Origin of the sequence: Rothia gullae (assembly GCF_024294905.1) — a bacterium.
Taxonomy (GTDB): domain Bacteria; phylum Actinomycetota; class Actinomycetes; order Actinomycetales; family Micrococcaceae; genus Rothia.
Genome location: NZ_JANCOC010000003.1, coordinates 189,629 through 209,965, shown reverse-complemented (window position 1 = coordinate 209,965; position 20,337 = coordinate 189,629). Strand labels below are relative to the sequence as shown.

Annotated in this window: 17 protein-coding genes, 1 tRNA gene and 1 riboswitch; of the genes, 10 read left to right on the top strand and 8 right to left on the bottom strand. The window is 61.0% G+C overall.

The window, feature by feature from the left end; genetic code table 11:
• Positions 1-82: 82 nt before the first annotated feature.
• The gene (locus NML54_RS03545) at positions 83-589 is read right to left on the bottom strand and encodes a mycothiol transferase (RefSeq protein WP_254755940.1); all 507 of its coding nucleotides are present in this window, start codon (positions 587-589) and stop codon (positions 83-85) included.
• 211 nt (positions 590-800) lie between these two features.
• On the opposite strand from NML54_RS03545, the gene NML54_RS03540 reads away from it, so the two are divergent.
• From NML54_RS03540 to NML54_RS03525, 4 genes are all read left to right on the top strand, one after another.
• On the top strand, positions 801-2,210 hold the full coding sequence (locus NML54_RS03540) for an FAD-dependent oxidoreductase (protein WP_254755939.1): 1,410 nt from the start codon (positions 801-803) through the stop codon (positions 2,208-2,210).
• A gap of 305 nt (positions 2,211-2,515) precedes the next feature.
• Entirely contained in the window at positions 2,516-3,217 is a 702-nt protein-coding gene (locus NML54_RS03535; RefSeq protein WP_254755938.1) for an isochorismatase family protein, read from the top strand.
• Positions 3,214-3,981 (top strand): SDR family oxidoreductase, encoded by a 768-nt coding sequence (locus tag NML54_RS03530; protein ID WP_254755937.1) that lies wholly within the window; start codon positions 3,214-3,216, stop codon positions 3,979-3,981. The genes NML54_RS03535 and NML54_RS03530 overlap by 4 nt, the downstream gene beginning before the upstream one ends.
• A gap of 99 nt (positions 3,982-4,080) precedes the next feature.
• A complete protein-coding gene (locus NML54_RS03525; RefSeq protein ID WP_254755936.1) occupies positions 4,081-5,187 on the top strand; it encodes an isochorismate synthase in 1,107 nt (368 codons plus the stop codon).
• A 133-nt stretch (positions 5,188-5,320) separates the two neighbouring features.
• Here the strand turns inward: NML54_RS03525 and NML54_RS03520 are convergent, their stop codons facing one another.
• Positions 5,321-6,325, bottom strand: coding sequence for a 4'-phosphopantetheinyl transferase family protein (locus tag NML54_RS03520; protein WP_254755935.1), 1,005 nt, complete (start codon positions 6,323-6,325; stop codon positions 5,321-5,323).
• Between the two features lie 175 nt (positions 6,326-6,500).
• Between NML54_RS03520 and NML54_RS03515 the strand changes: the two genes are divergently transcribed.
• Positions 6,501-7,940 carry an RNase H family protein gene (locus NML54_RS03515; protein ID WP_254755934.1) on the top strand — a complete coding sequence of 480 codons (1,440 nt, stop codon included), beginning with the start codon at positions 6,501-6,503 and terminating at the stop codon, positions 7,938-7,940.
• A gap of 232 nt (positions 7,941-8,172) precedes the next feature.
• Here the strand turns inward: NML54_RS03515 and NML54_RS03510 are convergent, their stop codons facing one another.
• From NML54_RS03510 to NML54_RS03495, 4 genes are all read right to left on the bottom strand, one after another.
• Complete coding sequence (locus tag NML54_RS03510) at positions 8,173-8,463, bottom strand: WXG100 family type VII secretion target (RefSeq protein WP_254755933.1); 291 nt, start codon at positions 8,461-8,463, stop codon at positions 8,173-8,175.
• Positions 8,464-8,885: 422 nt separating this feature from the next.
• Positions 8,886-10,385, bottom strand: a complete 1,500-nt coding sequence (locus tag NML54_RS03505; RefSeq protein WP_254755932.1) for a sensor histidine kinase — start codon at positions 10,383-10,385, stop codon at positions 8,886-8,888.
• Position 10,386: 1 nt separating this feature from the next.
• The gene (locus NML54_RS03500) at positions 10,387-11,091 is read right to left on the bottom strand and encodes a response regulator transcription factor (RefSeq protein WP_254755931.1); all 705 of its coding nucleotides are present in this window, start codon (positions 11,089-11,091) and stop codon (positions 10,387-10,389) included.
• A gap of 74 nt (positions 11,092-11,165) precedes the next feature.
• On the bottom strand, positions 11,166-11,438 hold the full coding sequence (locus tag NML54_RS03495; protein ID WP_254755930.1) for a hypothetical protein: 273 nt from the start codon (positions 11,436-11,438) through the stop codon (positions 11,166-11,168).
• 141 nt (positions 11,439-11,579) lie between these two features.
• Between NML54_RS03495 and NML54_RS03490 the strand changes: the two genes are divergently transcribed.
• From NML54_RS03490 to NML54_RS03480, 3 genes are all read left to right on the top strand, one after another.
• Entirely contained in the window at positions 11,580-12,332 is a 753-nt protein-coding gene (locus tag NML54_RS03490; protein WP_254755929.1) for a DUF3027 domain-containing protein, read from the top strand.
• Positions 12,333-12,543: 211 nt separating this feature from the next.
• Complete coding sequence (locus tag NML54_RS03485; protein ID WP_254755928.1) at positions 12,544-13,248, top strand: iron-dependent transcriptional repressor DtxR; 705 nt, start codon at positions 12,544-12,546, stop codon at positions 13,246-13,248.
• Between the two features lie 703 nt (positions 13,249-13,951).
• Positions 13,952-14,111: riboswitch (cyclic di-AMP (ydaO/yuaA leader) on the top strand.
• Positions 14,112-14,768 carry a C40 family peptidase gene (locus tag NML54_RS03480; RefSeq protein ID WP_254755927.1) on the top strand — a complete coding sequence of 219 codons (657 nt, stop codon included), beginning with the start codon at positions 14,112-14,114 and terminating at the stop codon, positions 14,766-14,768.
• Between the two features lie 179 nt (positions 14,769-14,947).
• On the opposite strand, the gene NML54_RS03475 is transcribed toward NML54_RS03480, so the two are convergent.
• Positions 14,948-15,946: a DUF4031 domain-containing protein gene (locus NML54_RS03475; protein ID WP_254755926.1), complete on the bottom strand. Its 999-nt coding sequence runs from the start codon at positions 15,944-15,946 to the stop codon at positions 14,948-14,950.
• A gap of 188 nt (positions 15,947-16,134) precedes the next feature.
• On the opposite strand from NML54_RS03475, the gene NML54_RS03470 reads away from it, so the two are divergent.
• Positions 16,135-16,207 (top strand) — tRNA-Arg (locus NML54_RS03470).
• A gap of 110 nt (positions 16,208-16,317) precedes the next feature.
• On the opposite strand, the gene NML54_RS03465 is transcribed toward NML54_RS03470, so the two are convergent.
• Positions 16,318-17,178, bottom strand: a complete 861-nt coding sequence (locus tag NML54_RS03465; protein ID WP_254755925.1) for a VOC family protein — start codon at positions 17,176-17,178, stop codon at positions 16,318-16,320.
• Positions 17,179-17,322: 144 nt separating this feature from the next.
• Between NML54_RS03465 and NML54_RS03460 the strand changes: the two genes are divergently transcribed.
• Positions 17,323-20,244, top strand: coding sequence for a UvrD-helicase domain-containing protein (locus tag NML54_RS03460; RefSeq protein ID WP_254755924.1), 2,922 nt, complete (start codon positions 17,323-17,325; stop codon positions 20,242-20,244).
• Positions 20,245-20,337: the final 93 nt, after the last annotated feature.

The window sequence follows — 20,337 nt, the reverse complement described above, 5'->3', positions numbered from 1 at the left end:
CCCCCCCCCCCCCCCCCCCCCCCCCCCCCCCCCCCCCCCCCCCCCCCCCCCCCCGGGCGGCCGCCGTGTTCTGCCGTTAGTCCTATGCGGCGAGAATACCCGCCACGTACGCCGCCTGACCCACGTGCTGCGCTGCGTCGTCAATCAGGCTGACCAGACGCACACCGCGAGTCACCGGCGGAGTCCACGAACGGTCAATAATCTCGCTCAAATCAGCCTCGCTCAGCGTCTGCGCATAGGCCGCGAGCGCCTTGCCGGTCGCCACAAGGTACTCCACCAGCAGCGCAGAATCCTCCACCACGATGGAGCGTGCTTGCTCGGCGGTGTGGCCGTAACCCATGGTGTCGCCCAGCTCGCCCAGGTTGAAACGTTCCCTGAAGCCCTGAGCCTCCCAGACCTGCGGCTGACCATTCAGGGTAGAAAGCTGCATGTCCATTTGTCGTCCGGCGTGCCAGAGCAGCCAGGCGATAGAGTTCGGGTGCCCGCCCGGGTGGGCGTTGAGCGCCTCGGGGGATAGCTCCTTGACGGCTACGGCGGCTTCGATACCGGGGCGGCTGGCGGCGTCACGCAGAATATCGTGGGTGTTCATGGAATCCTCCTGATTGTGCTGGCTTCTCGTAGGCTGGCTTCCTTTAGGGCGGTTTCTTGTAGGGAGCCGGGTAGTTTTAGTCTACGCCCGCGCGTTCGTCGTTCTGAAAGAGCCGTCTTGAAAGAAAAAATGTGGCGCGCGGGAATAATACTTATTTCTTTCCGTTGAACTCTGCGAAGACATCATCATCTAAATTTCACAGGAGAATATTATGACCACCCCCGCTCAGCTGCACTTTGATATGGTCGTCATCGGCTTCGGCAAGGGCGGCAAGACCCTCGCCGGCGCATACGCCAAGACCGGCAAGAACGTTGCCCTCATCGAACAGTCCACCGGCATGTACGGCGGCACCTGCATCAACATCGGTTGCGTACCCACCAAGGCGCTCGTACACCGCGCCGACGAGTTCCGCGCCAGCGGTGAGCACACCCTTGAAGAAGCAGACGCCGCTTACGAATCCTCCGTGGTCTTCCGGGACAAGCTGACCGGCATGATGCGCGCCAAGAACCGCGAGATCCTGCTGTCCAACGAGACCGCTAAGCTCATTGACGGTCACGCACGTTTCATCTCCGACACCGAGGTTGAGGTCACCGCGGGCGAGGATACCCTGCGTGTTACCGCCGACTACTTCATCATCAACACCGGTGCCGTGTCGGCTATCCCGCCGATTGAGGGTATCCGCGAATCTGAGCGTGTGCTCACCTCCACGGAGCTACAGAAGCTCACCCCGCGCCCCAAGCGCTTGGGCATTATCGGTGGCGGCCCCATCGGTATTGAGTTTGCCGGTATTTTCTCCTCCTACGGTACCGAGGTGACCATTCTGGATGGCGTACCCGCCCTCTTCGGCCGCTACGACGAGGATGTTGCCCAGGTTGCCCGCGAGATTATCGCAGACCAGGATATTGCCGCTCATACCGGCGTGCGCGTGCAGTCCTTCAAGGACGGCGCTGACTCGGTGACCGTGACCTACCTCGACTCCGAGGGCGCTACCCGGGAGCTGGAAGTGGACTACGTGATGGTTGCGACCGGCCGCAAGCCCGCCACCGAGGGCCTGGGTCTGGAGAACACCAGCATCGAAATCAACGACCGCGGCGCAATTGTCGTGGATGAGCACCTGCGCAGCACCGTGCCGAACATTTTCGCGCTCGGTGACGTGAACGGCGGCCCGCAGTTCACCTACATCTCCATGGATGACTACCGCGTGGTGCTCTCCCAGCTGGTCGGTGACGGTTCCCGCTCCACCAAGGATCGCAAGGCAGTGGCTGCGACCATTTACATGAACCCGCCGCTGTCTTCCGTGGGCCTGACCGAGCGTGAGGCAATCGAAGCTGGCCACAAGGTGAAGGTCGCTTCGAAGCCGGTTGCCGCGGTTGCCGCGATGCCGCGCGCGAAGACCCAGGAGAACCCGCGCGGCATCATGAAGTTCGTGATTGACGCGCAGACCGACCAGATTCTGGGTGCCCAGCTGCTGGTAATCGAGTCCATGGAGGTTATTAACCTGGTGGCTCTGGCGATGCGCCACGGCATTACTGCTTCGCAGCTGCGCGATGAGATTTACACTCACCCCTCAATCACTGAGGGTCTGAATGAGGTTCTTGCCGTCGCGGCGCCCGTAAATTAGTTGAACTAGAATCGCGTCTGGATTCGCGGTTCGTATAGCGTTTCTGCTTGTCTGAGTGCTTCCCTGCCCGTTCCGCCCGTTGTGCTGTCAACGGGGGTGCGGGTGGGGAAGCATTTTTGTTAAGGCTCATATATACCTTGCACCTAAGCATGCCCTAAGATGGTTATGAGATAAGCGCAAGCTCACGATTTGGTGGTTAGCACGAGAGGGCTCGGAAGAGACACCCACTCGCGGCTACACCCACCACAGCGCACCGCCTGCGCCGCGCATACAACCGAAAACCAAAGGCACGAACCGGGAGAATCATGGCACTGCCCAAAATTAAGCCCTACACCTACGTCGACCGTGAACACAGCAACCGCGTGAGCTGGCCTGTGGACCCCTCCCGCGCTGTACTGCTCGTACACGATATGCAGGTACACTTCGTCCAGGCTTTCGAAGGGGCCAACCTGGGTGAGGATAACGATAACCCGGACGCCCAGATTAACATCGCCATTCGGAACCTACGCCGCCTCATCGACGCCGCCCACGCCGCCGGAATCCCGGTCTACTACACCGCGCAGCCGCCGCGCCAGAACCCCGAAGACCGCCGCCTGCTCATCGACTTCTGGGGCGACGGCCTGCAGAATGACGAGTCCGCCCGCGTGCTTGACGAACTGGCACCCACCGACCGCGACACCGTGCTGACCAAGTGGCGCTACTCCGCGTTCGTGCGCAGCCCCTTCGAGGACCTGCTCAAGGAGTCTGGCCGCGACCAGCTCATTATCGGCGGCGTGTACGCGCACATTGGCTGCCTGACCACCGCCCTGGAGGCGTTCATGCGTGACATTCAGCCGTTTATGGTTGCGGATGCGCTCGCCGACTTCTCGGAGGAGGAGCACCGCATAGCGTGCGAGTACGCTTCGGGTCGTTGCGCCCGCGTGCTGAACACCGCCGATGTACTCGCCGACCTGCATGCTGCAGAAGGTGCGGAGAAGGCTGAGACTGCTGAGGAGGCGCGCGCATGAGCTGGGTCATTGTGACCGGCGCGAACGGCGGTATTGGTGAGGCAACCGTCCACCAGCTCGTTAAGAATGGTTATTCGGTGTTTGCGGCTGACCTTGCGGAGCAGCCCATTGCCTCCTTCGGTACCTACGGAGACGCAATCTTCCGCTACCACGCCGTAGACGTTACAAGTGAAGAGTCCGTCATCGCCCTCGCCAACGCTGTAGCGGCACTCGACGAACCCATCACCGGTGCGGTGCTCGCCGCGGGCATCGCCCACAGCCAGCCGCTGCTGGAAACCAGCTTCGACACCTGGAAGCGCCTGCACGCGGTCAACTCCGACGGCGTGTTCCTGTGCCTGCGCGAATTCGCGCGCATCATGATTGACCAGCAGGAGAGCGACCCGACGAACAGCCGCTCCCTGGTGACGGTCGCCTCCAACGCGGCCCGTGTGCCCCGCGCGGAGTTTGGCGCCTACGGTGCATCTAAGGCGTCGGCGGCGCGCGTGAGTTCCAGTTTTGGTCTGCAGCTTGCCGCGCACGGTATTCGCGTGAACTCGGTCTGCCCCGGCACCACCCGAACCCCCATGGTGACTGACGCCTGGGAAGGTGAGGATCGCTCCGCCCTGCCGGTTGCCGGTAACCCGGAAGCGTTCCGCCTGGGCATTCCGCTGCGCCGTATTGCCGACCCGGCAGATATTGCGGCGGTCAACGCTTTCCTCATTTCTGAGGCGGCACGCCATATCACCATGCAGGAGATTGTCGCCGACGGCGGTGCGACCCTCTAACGGCCCCCGCGCCTCACTGTATCTGCGCCCGCAATATACCCGCGCCTGCACTGTATCCTATGTACTTCCGGCGCGAACCCACACACCACTGATAGAAGTATGATGATGAACCTTCCCGATTTTATCTTTGCCACCGGCACCCGCGTTCTGCGCGCATCCGGTGCGATGTCCCCTGTCACCTTCGATAATGCCCTGGACGAGGCGAAACGTGCCGGTAGCGCTGTCGTGGGTCTGATTCCTTTTGACCCTGATATGCCCGCCTACCTCTTCGTGCCCGAACGCCTGGAGGAGCAGCAGGTGCCGATCCCCGAGCAGACCGTGGCGCTTGCCGAGCCGGTATCGGTCACCGGCCGGCAGAACGACCGGTTCCGTACCGCCGTTGCGACCGCCGTGGAGCGCATGAAGGCGGGTGAGCTGAGCAAGATCGTGCTTTCGCGTGTGCTCACCGCCCGCTACGCACCCGGCGCTCTCAACCTGGAAGTGCTGTACAACAACCTGCGCGCCCAGCAACGTTCCGCATTCAACTTTGCGGTGCGCCTGCCCGAGGGTGAGCGCGGCATGAGCGGAAGTTACCTGATGGGTGCCTCCCCGGAGCTGGTGTTCCGCACCGAGGGCCGCGCCTTCAAGACCCACCCGCTTGCCGGTAGCGCCCCGCGCATTGCCGAGCCCGGTAGCGCCGAGGACGAGGCGATTCGCGACCGCCTGCTCGCCTCGCCGAAGGACCGCGGCGAGCACGCCTACGTCATCAACGATATTGCCGAGCGCCTGACACCCATCGCCGAGGAGCTGAACGTGCCGCAGGTGCCCTCGCTGCTGCAGACCCCGCAGCTTTGGCACCTGGCGACCCCCATCGACGGCGTGCTGAAGGAGGGGCTGACCTGCCTGGACGGTGCCCGCGCGATCCACCCGACCCCCGCGATTTGCGGTGCCCCCACCGAGAAAGCACTCGATCTGATTCGCCAGCTGGAGTCTTTCGAGCGCCGCTACTTTGGCGGCCTGGTCGGCTACATGGACGCCGAGGGTAACGGCGAGTGGGCGCTGGTGCTGCGTTGCGCCCAGGTCAGCCCGGAGGAGGCGGTGCTGTACGCGGGTGCGGGTATTGTGGCTGAGTCCGATCCGGAGCTGGAACACACCGAGACCGGTACGAAGCTTGGCAGCTTTGGCCGCGCCCTGGGTGTGGAGACTCTGGGCGAAGATACCCCTTAGGTTCTGTCACGAACGCCTTGACGAGGCAGAATACAACGACGGAATACGATGACTGAATAAAACAGCGGAACGCGCTCGCTGGCATGGCGGGCGCGTTCCGTCGTTGTATGAGTTGGTAGGGGATTGAGCGCGGCTAATCAGTGAGCAGGCGCTTGAGTTCCAGGGGAGTAGCCACCGGCAGAAGCTGAGCCTCAACCTGCGCGGGCTCACCCTCGGTAGGGTTCTCCACAGCCAAGGCGATGAGCATCTTCTGCGCGTGCTCGGGGTTCTCCGCGTCGGGGAGCGCTACGGGTACCCACTGCAGGCTAAAGCTCCGCTCGATAGCCTCGTCGCCCTGACCGCCGCCCTGACTACCGACATGGGGCGCGCTAAAGGTCGCTTCGGTGGTCAAGCTGTCCTGAGTCAGTAAACGCAGGGCGGTCGGCTCGGGAGTGTCGCTGTCTAGAAAGTCCCCCGAGGCCTCCTCGTTCATGGCAAGTTCGAGCGCATCCAGCAGCGCCTCGGTGAGCTGCACCCGAACCAGGGACGGCACCACGCTCAGGCCGTGGCCGGTGGCCTTGAGCACCGCCTCCTTAGCGGTCCACAGCGCCACAGAGAGCAGGTGCAGTACGGGTGCGGGGCGTTCCTGCGCCACTCGCTCATAGAACGCACGTTCTTCATTGGAGAGAGCCAGACGCGCAAAACCGGAGAACAGACGCGCATCCAGGGTCTCAACATCCACGCCGAGCACCGCCGAAGAATTACGGCTAAACGCACCCACCACCAGCGGATTCACCTGCGACATATTGAAATTCACGCCCGCAATACGCGGCTTGCCGTGCTTCTTACCGCTGGTGCACAGGGTACAGGAACGATCCACCTCAATCTCAGAAGCGGCACTGGAAGGCACATCCAGACGAGCTGCCGCCATGGCGCGCATGAGCGCCTGAGTGCTCAGGTAGCTGACCGCCGCCGTGGAGGTCGGCAACTGCGCCGCATGTTGCTGCTCAGCAAGCCCCAGGTAGCTCAACCAGCTAAAACGCAGGGAACCGTACATCGTGCGGGTGGGAAGAGCGAAAATCTGCACGCGCTCGCTCGGGCGAGTGGTAGGGCGCTCCGGGCGCTGTGCGCTGGGTGTTTCGGGGGCAGAATAGCTCATAGGTTTAGTGTACCCGCCCGGCATTATGGCAATGAGCGCGTCTGAGGCTACTTGAGGTTGTCCACAGCTGCGACCGCGCGCTACGCACCCTCGCCGCCGGTGCGGTAAAGTCATCACAGACATCATTACGGACAGCCGCCCGCACAATAGAGCGGCGGCACAGAAAGAAGGTACCGTGAACAGCACGCAAGAGATCATTGCCGCCGCAGACGGCTCGGCGCTGGGCAACCCCGGACCGGCAGGCTGGGCATGGTATATCGACGACGACCACTGGGCGAGCGGCGGCTGGGCGCACGGCACCAACAATATGGGTGAGCTCAAAGCTGTTCTGGACCTGTTCGAGGCGACCGCATCCTGCCCGGAGGCGAAGCTGCGCGTGTACTGCGATAGCCAGTACGTCATTAACTCGCTGACCAAGTGGATGCCCGGCTGGAAGAAGAAGGGCTGGAAGAAATCCGACGGCAAGCCCGTGCTTAACCGCGACCTGCTGGAGGCGCTGGATCAGGCGCTGACCGGCCGCGATTACGAGTTTATTTGGGTGAAGGGTCACGCGGGTCACGAGCTCAACGAGAAGGCAGATTCCCTGGCGAATGGTGCTGCGCGCGCCTATCAGGAGGGCCGCGAACCTGCGCATGGCCCCGGCTTCGGCTCGTCTGCTGAACCCGCTACTGCGGCTGTGGAGCCTGTGGCTGTTGAAGCGCCGATTGTGAACGCTCCGTCCGCAGAACCTGCGCTCTCTGACGTTACACTCTCCGGCATTGCCCTCTCTGAGCCGGAGCCTTCCGAGTCTTCCGCGGACGCCCACCTGCCCGTACAGGAATTTACTGCAGCTGAGATTGAGAACGCCCAGCGCGGCGTGGAGAGCCTGCGCCTGTCCGGTCTGCTGCGCCCCGCCTCCGCGGTGGACGCCCCCGACCCGGAGGCGGTCCGCACCCGCAAGGAACAGCTGGCGCTCGCGGCAGAGCGTGCCGCTGAGCGTGATGCAAAGGTGCTGGCGCGCCAGCAGGAGGCGACCGCTCAGCAGGCATCGAGTGCCGCGCAGACGGAAGAAGAGGATGACCTGACCGGTCTGGAAGAGTTTGCGGGTATGGACCCGAATGATGTTGACCCGGCGGAACTGCTGGGCGAGACGGAAGAACATGCAGAAGAGCAGGCGGTAGAGCCCGCCCTAGAGCCTGCCGCGGTGCCCGCACAGACCGTAGAGCCCACTCAACCTGGTGTGCCTGTCCAGTCTATTGCGCATACTCAGCCTTCTGAACCCGCGCCTGCCCCGAACCCTGAGGAAGCCGCCGCCGCAGAACAGCTACTCGAAAGCCGTGGCTCCGTCATGGAGGTGGTGCAGCTGGAGTCCATGCTACACGAGCGTCTGGTGTGGGTGACCGCTACCGGCAAGTCGGTGACCCGCTCCTCCGTGCTGCAGTACCGTGAACGCGCCTTCACTCAGCAGGGTGCCCCGCTTAAACAGGGTGTGCAGGTGCTGGATTCTTCCAGCGTGCTGGTCATGGCGGCGGTTGCGACCGCGCGTGGTCGCGTGAGCCGTTCGAGCATTTGGCATTACGATGCTGAGCGCGGCCTGTGGCGTCTGCGTTTCCGCCAGGAGACTCCCGCATCCTAAAGCTCAGCTCCTAAGGCTCTGCTCCTAAGGAATGGGCTCTTGTGTGCAAAGATTCCCGTGCAATAAAACCCCGCCGCATCCTCACTTTCGAGGATGCGGCGGGGTTTTCTCAATAGATGTTCGCCACCTTCTGGCGAATCTGGCAGGCGGTGTGCCGTGCGGCCGGGACCTTTTAGCTGCCCGGTCTGCCGCCTGCCTGCGGGCGGGCCTTAGAATCTGTAGCCCTGACCCCTTAGTTGACGAACATGGAGGCGTTAGCCTGCTCGGTGTCTGCGTAGTTCACGCCTGCGCGGGTGAGTGCCTCGTTGATCTGGGTGATGGATGCTTCGACCTGGCGCTGGGTTGCGTGCCACTGGTCCAGTACGTGCTGGAAGTTGGCGGATGCGGAGCCAGTCCAGGAGCTTTGCAAATCGTGTAGGGATGCGGTCATGCCGTTGACGTCTGCGGTGATGGATGCGACGTAGGATCGTGCCTGTGCGCTCTTGGCTGCGATGACTTCGGAATCGACATTGAACTGTGCCATGGTTTTTCTCCTTTGAGATATGTGAGATAGGTGGGGCGGTTGCCCCGTGATGGCGCTTGGGGTTTGGATCTCTGGAAGGGGTGAGTTCCTGACCGGAAGCTTGTTATCACTATATCTTTCAAAATGCATCAAATGAGCTGAAAAATGATTATTAAATAAATCTGTGGATAAACCCGCCAGATTCACTCCAGCATCTCGAAAAAATCGAAAACCCTCCCGAAAATGACGTCGCCATGACGCGCGCTAGGATGCTCCCGCTGTTCTTTAGCCGCGAAGCTTCTTCTCACTCGCGTTCTCTTTACTCGCGCCGCCGCGAGTTATCATCCCGCTTCCGGGGCACAGCAAAACCCCTGAACCAGCAAAACCCCCGAACCGTAGAACACTCAAGTTCCACAATCCGGGGGGGGGGGTATGCATCAGTGCTACTTCATTAGCTGATCATCCGAGACGGGCGGCGGATAGAACGGCAAAGAAATCACGAAAGTAGCGCCGCCACCATCGGTCTCTTTAATGTGAATCCTGCCCTCATGCTGCTCGATAATCGCAGCCACAATGGACAGACCCAGACCCGTACCACCGGTCTCACGCGAACGCGAGGCGTCGGTGCGGTAGAAACGCTCGAAGACTCGCTCGCGGTCCTCGCCGTGAATACCGGGGCCGTGGTCGCGCACCTCCAGCACGGACAGCGGGAAGCCGGGAACCTCTTCGCGCACGCCCACCGCGATCTCCAGGGGAGAGCCGTCGGGGGTGTAGCGCATGGCGTTGGTTAGCAGGTTCGCCACAACCTGACGCAGGCGTGATTCGTCGCCGAGCACGGTTGCGGAGGTCGGTGCCACTTCTTCGTTCAGGCCCACCAGGGACACTACACGGTCGGGTGCCGTAGCGTGGGCGTCGTTACTAGCGTCCACTGCCAGGTTGAACAGGTCGAAGGGCGCCAGCTTGGATTCGCGGCGCTCATCAATACGCGCGAGGGTCAGCAGGTCTTCCACGAGCTGACCCATACGCTTGGACTCCGATTCGATGCGGCTCATCGCGGTAGTGACAGCCTCATCGGTGGGTAGCGCGCCCTGACGGTACAGCTCCGAGTAGCCTCGGATACTGACCAGCGGAGTGCGCAGCTCATGCGAAGCGTCACCCACGAAGCGGCGCATTTTCGCCTCGCTCTTCTCACGGGCTTTGAAGAGCATTTCAATCTGGGTGAGCATCGTGTTCAGCGAAACCGCGAGGTTACCGATCTCGTTGCTGGGATTGTAGTCCTCAATACGCTGAGAGAGGTCACCGGCAGCGATCTTGGCAGCGGTCTGCTCCACGCGAGCCAGCGGCTCGAAGGTGCGGGTCACAATCACCCAGGTCATCGCAATCGCGGAGGCGAGAGTCGCCAAACCAAACGCGAAGGTCAGTACACCCACGAGGGCGACCACCTGGTTCGTTTGTTTCAGCGGCATGGCAATGATGAGGGAGGCCGCCTCCGGCAAACCTGAAGAGTCGTTGGTTTGAATGGGCACGGCGAGCACGCGCCAATCGGAGGAGCTGCCCACCGAGTTGACGGTGACCGCCTCCTCGTTTTGCTTGCGAACCTTCTCTTCGGTCCAGCCCTGCAGCGCCGGCTCGCTGAACCGACCGCTGTCTTCGGATTCGAGCGAGTACAGTACGTTGCCGTCCTTATCGAGCAGGTACAGGCGGTAGGTGCTCAGGGATTGTTCCTGATTGCCGGAGGGGCGCACGGTCGCCAGCTGCACGAGTGAGGGGGCGCTGTTCTTCATCTCTTCGTCCAGCTGGTGCACCATCTGGGCGCGTAGAGCGGAAATCGCCACCAGGCTCGTCACCGCAATGGAGAGGGCGATGAGCATGGAGGTGATGAGCACCAGCTGGGTGCGAAGGGAAAGAGACTGGGGAATCCGGTCGAGGGGTTTGAGCGCCACGTTAGCCTCGAGAACCGCGAATCATGTAGCCCACACCGCGCTTGGTGTGGATGAGCGGCTCGTGGTTTTCACGGTTATTGTCAATCTTGCGGCGCAGGTACGAAATGTAGGACTCAACGATAGAGGAGTCGCCGTTGAAGTCGTACTCCCACACGTGGTCAAGAATCTGCGCCTTGGACAGCACACGGTTAGCGTTGAGCATCAGGTAGTGTAGCAGGTTGAACTCGGTGGGGGAGAGGTCAATCTCTTCGTCACCGAGGAACACTTCGTGGGTGTCCACGTTCAGGGTGAGGGCGTCAACGCGCAGTACGGCGTCGTCCTCTTCCTGGAGGCTGCGGCTACGGCGCAGAATGGCGCGGATACGGGCGATTACCTCGTCGAGTGAGAAGGGCTTGGTAACGTAGTCGTCGCCGCCGGCACCCAGACCGGTCACCTTGTCCTCGGTGGCGTCCTTTGCGGTCAGGAAGAGCACGGGGGTGGTGGTGCCGTTTTCGCGCAGGCGGCGGGTCACCTCGAAGCCGTCCATACCGGGCATCATGACGTCCAGGACAATGAGGTCGGGGTTTTCAGCATGTGCCTTTTCGAGGGCTTCGCGGCCGTTGCCGGCGGTAACTACTTCAAAACCGGCGAAACGCAGGGAGGTGGCGAGCAATTCAAGAATGTTGAACTCGTCATCGACGACTAGGAGTTTTGCTTCAGCAGACATACTCTATCTTTCTCTCTGAATGGCAGGCTGTACTTGATAAGTGAATGATGTGTGTGAGCTTGCGGCTCAAATCTTTATGCCTTGTTGCGGCGCATGACCGACAGGATGAGTGCGGCCATGAGCGCAATAAAGGCGACGGGTAGGAGGACCAGCGGAATCTGGCTCATGAGGGCGGGCGGCGTTGCCCCAACCCACTTCATCACGAGCATGGCAACTCCGGTGAGCAGACAGAGCAGGGCGAGAATCGCGCCGCCAGCCCCGAGCCAGCGGATGGCTCCGGCGTAGGGCAGGGGTGTAGGGATCTGCTCTGCAGTATTGTGCTTATCCTGTGCGGGTTCATTACTCATGGATTTAACGGTATCAGCTCACACACAGCTGTTCGTGGGCGAAGCCCCAGATTTAGCGGTTTGAGACCCAAATTCACAGCGTATGTGGAGCTTGGGGCGGGCGCCGCAATGTTTGCGCACGCGAGATGCTTTAATAGGGGTATGTCTGAACAGGTTATTGAACTGCTACCCGAAACTACGCCCGCTACTGACGCGCCCGCAGAGTCCGTTGTGCCTTCTGCCGCGCCTGAGAGCGCTGACGAGGGTAGCGCTGTACCTGCTGAGACTCAGCCCTCCGTGAACGCTGAGGAGACTGAGGCGGCTGATACACCCGCTGAGGAATCTGCCGCTGGAGAAACCGCACAGAACGAAGACTCCACCCCCGACCCCTTCACTCCGCTGGATGAAGAGGTAGGTGCCACCTCCCTGGGCGTTCCGCACAAGCTGCGCCGCACCTCCAAGGTGGATGAGATTCTTGCCGCCGCTAAGGACGTAGCGTTGCAGGGTGTGCGAGAGATCACCCCGGCACACGCTATCGGTCTGGTTCACCATGTGCGCGCCGAGGAAGAGCGCCTGAGCACTCACCTGTTTGAGTGTAGCCTGCCCGGTTACCGCGGCTGGTTCTGGTTCGCGACCCTCTCGCGTGCGCCTCGCTCCCGCGTGGCAACGATTTGCGAGGTTGGTCTGCTACCCGGTGATGATGCGCTCATCGCGCCGGATTGGGTGCCGTGGGCTGACCGCGTTCGCCCGGAAGACCTGGAGGAGAACGCCGAGCAGGAGAATGTAGAGTCTGATGTAGCTACTGAGGAATCTGCTGAGTCCGGTGAGCCCGTAGAGAACAACTCGGTGGAGAATGAAACCGCGCAGAACGCTTCTGCTGCAGAGGAAACTGCCGAGGCTGAGTCCGCAGAGTAGAGCCTACTATCCACTCCTCTTTAATAACGGGTGGGCTAACAAAATGTATATATAAGGTGTTGTATTGAGTCGTCCAACGGTTATTGTTGGACGACTCAATGACTTAAGCCGTGGCAAAAGCCGCTGAAAAAGTACATAATAGATTATTGAATAAGTAATGACTTAGGCAATGCTATCTAAGCACTGTTGGAGTGATAGCTGGGAGAGATATATGACAGACCTCATCGATACCACAGAGATGTATTTGCGCACCATCCTCGAACTGGAGGAAGAGGGCATTGTCCCCATGCGTGCGCGCATCGCTGAACGACTCGAGCACTCCGGCCCGACCGTTTCTCAGACTGTGGCACGCATGGAGAAGCACGGCCTGCTCACCGTTGAGCCGGACCGCCACCTCGAACTGACCGAGGAGGGTCGCCGCAAGGCGGTCGAGGTGATGCGTAAGCACCGCCTGGCTGAGCGCCTGCTCTCCGACATTATTGGTCTGGAACTTGAGTACGTGCACGAAGAGGCATGCCGCTGGGAACACGTCATGAGTGATAAGGTGGAGAAGCGCATCCTGGAGATGCTTAAGGACCCCAAGTTTTCCCCGTACGGTAACGCTATCCCCGGTCTGGAGGACCTGGGCCACACTAGCGAGAAGAACGACGAGCGTACCGTGCCCATGTCTCTGGCGGCACGGGACTCCGGTCCGGAGGACCGTTTCACTATCTCTCGTTTCCCCGAGTCCATTCAGACTGACGTTGAGCTGCTGAAGTTGCTGGCTGACGTAGGTATTGTCTACGGCGCTTCGGTGTCCGTGGTCGCCGGTCAGAACGATGACGTGATTGTTCACGCCGACGGTGAAGAGGACACCCTCTCCCTGGATATGGACGTGGCAAACGCAATTGTGGTCAAGCGCGGTGGCAACCTCTAAGCTCTAATTCTGAGAGTCCGCTAACCCAGTTCACACTAAACGGTGGTATCGCCTCCTCACTTGAGGAGGCGATACCACCGTTTTTGTGCGGTTGACTCCCTGAGAACCGGCTTTGTCTTAGATAGCGGACGATTTAGCTCAATAATCGGAGTGAAACGCCGTATATACGTATATAAAGGAAGAATCGGGAAACGCGGAGGAACGAGGCGTATTCGGGCTGCAAAAGGTGGACTAAGCGGCGTAGATCAGTGGCTCAGGATGCCCTCACGTGAGCGAGCATATACTCCTCTCTTAACTTTTTGGCAACTGCGTTTGAGTGCATTTTTCGTGTTTTTCGCTTAAATCTGAGGTTGAAGCTGAGAGACACGCCGGTTTCTCAGTGAGTAATGGGAGCAAAACCTTAAGAGACGAGGTTCATTTTTAAGAGTTTTGAACCATGCCCTTAAGGGGTGGTAGTGCATTAAAAGCGAATGTGCATCTTTATAAAATGCCTAGTCAAACGCCTTAATCTACTTAAGCTTCCGCAAATAAACGGGGTTCTGGTCATTCAAACTCACTCCGTTCCTCCGGGGGGTGAAAGCTCAAAATTTAAGTCTGAATGAGGTGACAACTGGGAGTTTTCTGTGTATTCTCGATTTGTGCCTAAATCCTAATCGTAAGAGGGCACCGTCGAAGCGGTTCCGCTGAGTTCTGCCAACGCTTAGATGAACGTCTACCCAATATGGCAGAAGCGGGGGACCCAATCCCCAAGCTGGGATACGGTTTCTCAATCGAGAGGCCTCGGGGCTAAGTCACTTCGGTGGCCGAGCGAATCCATGCTCGAGTCCGACAGCTTACCTCGTCAGGCAATGGAGGAATTACCAATGGATAAAAAAATCGTACGTAACGCAGGCGCAACCCTCGCAGCAGGCGCACTGTTGCTCGGCTCGACCGTTCCCGCGAACGCATTTGCACAGATTCCCGCTGCTGCTGATCTGTCCTACGACTACACCAACTACGAGTTCGACTACACCAGCTATAACACCCCCGCAACCACCTACGTTGCACCCCAGGCTGAGGCACAGCAGGCTTACGTTGCACCCGTTGTAGCTCCGGCACCCGTTGTAGCTCCGGCACCCGTTGCAGCTCCGGCACCCGTTGCAGCTCCGGCACCCGCTGCTTCCTCCGCTTACACCGGTAACGCATCCCGCGACGCAATCGTTGCAACCGCAATGAGCGGCCTGGGTGGCTCATACGTTTGGGGCGGCAAGACCTTTGGTGCATGGGACTGCTCCGGCTTCACCTCTTGGGTTTTCGCGCAGCACGGCATCAAGCTGACTGCTTTCACCTACGCAATGAAGAACGAGCTGCGTCCGACCGCTAACCCCCAGCCCGGCGACATCGTCTTCCAGAACGGCTACAGCCACGTTGGTATCTACCTGGGCAACGGCAAGATGATTTCCGCTCTGAACCCCACCAACGGTACCCTGGTGCACCCCACCTCCTGGATGTCCATTGACGGCTACTACACCGCTCTCTAAGCCTTAGCGCATAAGAGTCGGGTCTAGCCCAACATACTTCAAAAGGCGCCTGCCCAGCACGGGGTGGGCGCCTTCTGTGTACCCGAAAGATTCCATGAAAATACCGCCGAGAATGCACCTTAGTATGGGTGCATTCTCGGCGGTATGTGTTTAAGCGTATGCGGCTAGGACGCGAGAGCCTATAGAAGCCCCTGCGGGTCCTGCGCCCATCCGTTGAGCTCAGCACGCAGATTAGCCCGCGCGGGCTCCTCCCAGAGCTGCAGAGCCTGTTCGGAGAGGAAGATGCGCTCGCGACCCAGAATCGAACGCAGGAAGGTCGTACGACCGGTACGGAACGCCTCATCGTCAAAATGGGAGTACTCGCTACGCACCCCGCGCAGGTAGCGGCGATAGCGTGCCGAATCAGCCGCCAGGATAGCCATATCGGCATCGAGGAAAAACTGAATATCCGCCGGTTCATAGCCCGCTGGAAGATCGGTAGACTCGGGTAGCTCGTGGGTTGCCGTGGCACGCACCAGAAAGCCCACCATCTGTAGCTCGTGCCCGGTGAGCAGACCCGCGGTAACCAGCGGCTCCAGGGAGGCGCTCGCCAGCTGCTCGCTACGGCGCTCATCCTCACCCGGCGCGCCCTCATAGACCGCGTCGTGGAACCACGCCGCCAGAACCAACGCCAGGGGAGTAGAACCCTGCGTGCGGTGTGCGTAGAGGCGGTTCAGATCGGTGAGCATCTGCAAAAGGTGCCCGCTGTGGTGGTAGGCGCGGTGCGGCTGCTCCCACGCTTGCAACAGGCTCTCACCCAGCTCCGCCACCTGCGCCGTGAGTTGAGCCCGTAGCTCGGTAGGAGCCTCCACACGCTTGAGACGGGGAGTAAACGTCGCCTCCCAGGCGCGAAGCAGACGCGGGCGAATCTTCTCGGGGCGTTCCTTCAGGGGAATCCGTAGACCGCTGGCAATAAGCGTGCGAGTCAGCTGTGCGCCACTGAGTTCCTTCCCACCCGCCCGCACCAGCTCATCGTAGAGGTGCGCCGGCACGTCGTAGTGGTCGCGGTCGAAGGCACGCTCACTGATGCCCGCAGCCGCGGCGAACTCGTGCAGTTCCGCCAAGGATGCATCGGAGATGAGGTGTGAGAAGACGGTGCCGCGTGCGGGCCAGGTGGGCGGGTCAATGTAGATGCTCATTCGTACATTATAGGAGCGGTTCTGCTGCCGGGTGCGGGTGTCCTCAGGTGGTGAACACAGGGCGGTGAACACGGGTTGGGGCAGGGATTGGGGCAGAGGGTGGGCACGGTGCGAATACCGGTGGATGCTGGCGGCTTGGGCGGGCTAAGCGGACTTGCGGTGCGGGGTGCTTTATACTGGATAGGTACGCCCTCGTAGCTCAGGGGATAGAGCACTTCTCTCCTAAAGAAGGTGTCGGACGTTCGAATCGTCTCGGGGGCACACAGAACCGGTGGCCACGCCGGTACGAGAAAACCGCCCGTCGCTTGCATTAGCAGGCGCGGGCGGTTTCTCTGTTTCTGCACGTAACGAGCACTCAAGAAAACACGTTGTTATAGCTGAGACAGGTCAATCTTGCCCATCAGCAGGATCTTCTCGCGAGCGGCCTTATCCGCCATCAGCTCAGCAATATTGTGCGGGACAACCTGCCAAGAAATACCCCAGCGATCTACACACCAGCCGCAACGCTCCACCTCAGGTATAGCCGAGAGCTGCTCCCAATAGTAATCAATCTCCTCCTGGGTACGGCACGAAAGAACTACCGAAACCCCGGGCGTGAATGTGAAATCGTGGAAAGTGCCGGAATCAGCAGCCGCCATCCAGGTGCCGTGCAGGTTGAAGTCGGTAAACATGACCGCATCTGCCTCAAAGGGGCTACCTTCCGGATAGTGGTACAGGGTACCGCGGCGAGCATCATCAAATATGGAAATCCAGCCGTTGGTGGCTTCCGCTGCATTGCCGTGATTCGTGCCGCCAAACATGAAAGAAGGCACGACGAAGGGGCGCGGGTCCCCTGCAGGATTGGTAAGCATCAGCTGCCAGGTCATACCAAAACGATCACGCACCCAGGCGTAGCGTGGGGAGAAAGGATACTCACCCAGTTCCATCAGCACACCGCCGGTACTTAGCTCTTCGTAGAGTTCATCGAGGTATGCTCGCGCTTGCGCATCACCACCGAAGAGGAGCGGGTCAAAGTTTAGGATGCAACTGACGTACTGGTTCGGGACGTACCGGTCATCACCATTAATGAGTGAGAGCTGGAAGCCATGGATGCTTAGAGCCGTCGTAAGTCCGGGCACCCGTTCAATGACGGAAGCATCGCGAAAAACCCTGGTGTAGAACTGTGCGGCTTCGTCGGCTGAGCCATTGCACCATAGGGCTATTGAGAGGCCCGGAGGTAAGGTCTGAGTCATGCGGTCATCCTAGCATGACTATTCTGTGCCACCGGGGTGCCGTTGCCGATTTGGGTTGTGAGGCTGATTGACTGAACGGGTGGGAGCCGCGGAGTAAATGCGGTAGCATGGAATATCGAACGTGTATTCTAGGCAGCGAGGTAGATGATGAGCGACAAGCCCGAACAGCAGAAGCAGCCCTTCACCGAACAGGACGGCCTGTTCGCCGCCGAACTCGTCACCCCCGCAGCACCGGTAGCGGATGACGAGCCGCCCTTCGATCCCTACTATGACGTACCCCCTGCCGAGGACGACTACTACGCCCCTCCCATGGACGCCGCAGTGATGAATGCTCCGGCGATGGAGGCGCCCGCACAGGACATACCCGCCGCCCTGCCTACCGGCATGCCCGCCTACGGTGCCCCTGCTACCAGCGCGCCCGTTCCTGAACCCGGCGCACCCGCAGCCTTCACCGCCGCAGACCCGCTCGGCGACTTCATGCCGCCCGCCTACCGAGTCGGCGGCTACGGCGAGGACTTCGACCCCGCCGACCCCTATAGCGAACGCGCCCACAGCCTCAACGCGGTGAACCCCGCCTCCCTCACCGCTGGGCTCAACGAACGCCAGGAAGAAGCCGTGCTGCACTCCGGCGCGCCCCTGCTCATCGTCGCGGGCGCCGGGTCCGGCAAGACCCGCGTGCTCACCCACCGCATCGCATACCTGCTCGCAACCCACCGCGCGACCCCCGGCCAGATTCTCGCCATCACCTTCACCAACAAGGCTGCCGCCGAAATGCGTGAACGTATTGAGGCGCTGGTCGGCCCGCGCGCCAAGCACATGTGGATCTCGACCTTCCACAGCTTCTGTGTGCGCGTGCTGCGCCGTGAGGCCGCCGCCCTGGGTCTGAAGTCGACCTTCACCATCTACGATTCGACCGACTCACAGCGCCTGCTGAGCCTGATCATTAAAGAGCTCAACCTGGACACCAAGAAGTTCACCGCCAAGGCCGTGGGTAACCGCATCTCCGCGCTGAAGAATGAGCTGGTCAGCGCCGAAGCGTACGCATCCCGCGTGGCGAACGATAACCCGTACGAGAAGACCATCTCGCAGATCTACACTGTCTACACGCAACGTCTGCGCGCCGCCAACTCCCTCGACTTTGACGACCTGATTGGCCGCACCGTCTTCTTGCTCAAGAAGTTCCCTGAAATCGCCAACTACTACCGCCGTAAGTTCCGCCACATCCTTGTGGACGAGTACCAGGACACCAACCACGCCCAGTACCAGCTCGTGCGTGAACTGGTCGGCGCCCACACGAAGGCACCTGCTGACCGCGGCCCCTACCCGGACGCGGTACCCCCTGCCGAGCTGACCGTGGTGGGTGACTCCGACCAGTCCATCTACGCTTTCCGCGGCGCGGATATCCGCAATATCACGGACTTCGAAAAGGACTACCCGAACGCCCACACGATCCTGCTGGAACAGAACTACCGTTCCACGCAGAACATCCTCTCCGCGGCGAACGCGGTCATCGAACGCAACCCCGACCGTCGCCCCAAGAAGCTGTGGACCGCCTCCGGCGCGGGTGCGAAGATCATCGGTTACGTCGCCGAATCCGAGCACGCCGAAGCACGCTACATCACCCGCGAAATTGACCGCCTTGCCGATGAACACGGCGTGCAGCCCGGTGACGTCGCAATCTTCTACCGCACCAACGCGCAGTCCCGAACCCTCGAGGACATGCTCATGCGTGCCGGCCTGCCCTACCGCGTGGTCGGTGGTACCCGCTTCTACGAGCGTAAGGAAATCAAGGACGCGCTGGCGTACCTGCGCGCCCTGAGCAACCCCGATGACGACGTGAACGTGCGCCGCATCCTCAACGAACCCAAGCGCGGTATCGGTGCCAAGTCTGAGTCCGTGGTGGCGGAGTACGCGAGTGCGAACCGCATCTCCTTCTACGCCGCCGCACGCCAGGCAGCCGACATCCCCGGCCTGGGCGCCGCCGCGATTAAGAAGTACGCCGAGTTCGTGCGCCTCATGGACGACCTGGCGCAGATTGCCCGCACCGAACCCGCCGCAACCTGCCTGGAAGCGGTCCTGGAACAGACCGGATACCTGGCGGCTCTGCGCGCCTCCAAGGACATTCAGGACGAATCGCGCGTGGAAAACCTCTCCGAGCTGCTTGACGCTATGGTCGAGTTTGAGACCGAGAACCCCGGCGCCGACCTGGAGCAGTTCCTCGAACACGTGGCTCTGGTCGCCGACGCCGACTCAATCCCGAACCGCCCCGCCAGCGCGGAGGGTGAGAACGCCTCCGCCGCACAGATTGCCGCCGAAGCCGCCGAGGCGAAGGCGCAGGGCATGGTCACCCTCATGACCCTGCACACCGCTAAGGGCCTGGAGTTCCCCGTGGTGTTCCTGACCGGCATGGAGCACGGCTTGTTCCCGCATCAGCGTGCCCTGACCGATGAGAAGGAAATGAGCGAGGAACGCCGCCTGGCGTACGTGGGTCTGACCCGCGCCATGGAGCGCCTGTACCTGACCCGCTCGGAAACCCGCACCATGTGGGGTAAGAGCCAGTTCAACCCGCCCTCGCCCTTCCTGGAGGAGATCCCGGAGGAGCTGATTGACTGGAAGCGCACCGCCGGTTTCTCGGGCTTTGGTGCCTCCGGTATGGGCGCGTATGGCGCTCGCGGCGGCGGTTCCTATGGCGGCAGCTCCTACGGTAACTCGTACGGTGGCGGCTATGGCTCGGGCGGGTACAGGTCCGGTGGCTCGCGCGGCTCATACGACCCCTACGAGTCTCGCCCCGCACGCCGCTCTGAGCCGTCTACCGCGGATATTAACGGCTCGGCAAGCTACGGGCTGGCGGCGGCCACCTCAAAGGTGACGAACCGTTCCCGCGTACACCAGAGTAAGGAAATTCTGACTCTGGCGGTCGGCGATACCGTGCGCCACACCAAGTTTGGTGAGGGTCGCGTGCTCGCCGTTGAGGGTAGCGGCGATAAGACCGTGGCGAAGGTTCGCTTCGGTTCGGAAGAGAAGCGTCTGCTGCTGCGTTACGCGCCGCTGGAGAAGGTGAGCTAACGCGTCAGGCGTGCGAACCTAACAATGCCGATGGAGGGGCGGGTACCTGAGGGTGCCCGCCCTTCTTTTGTTTGCTGTGCCGGGCGTGTTGTC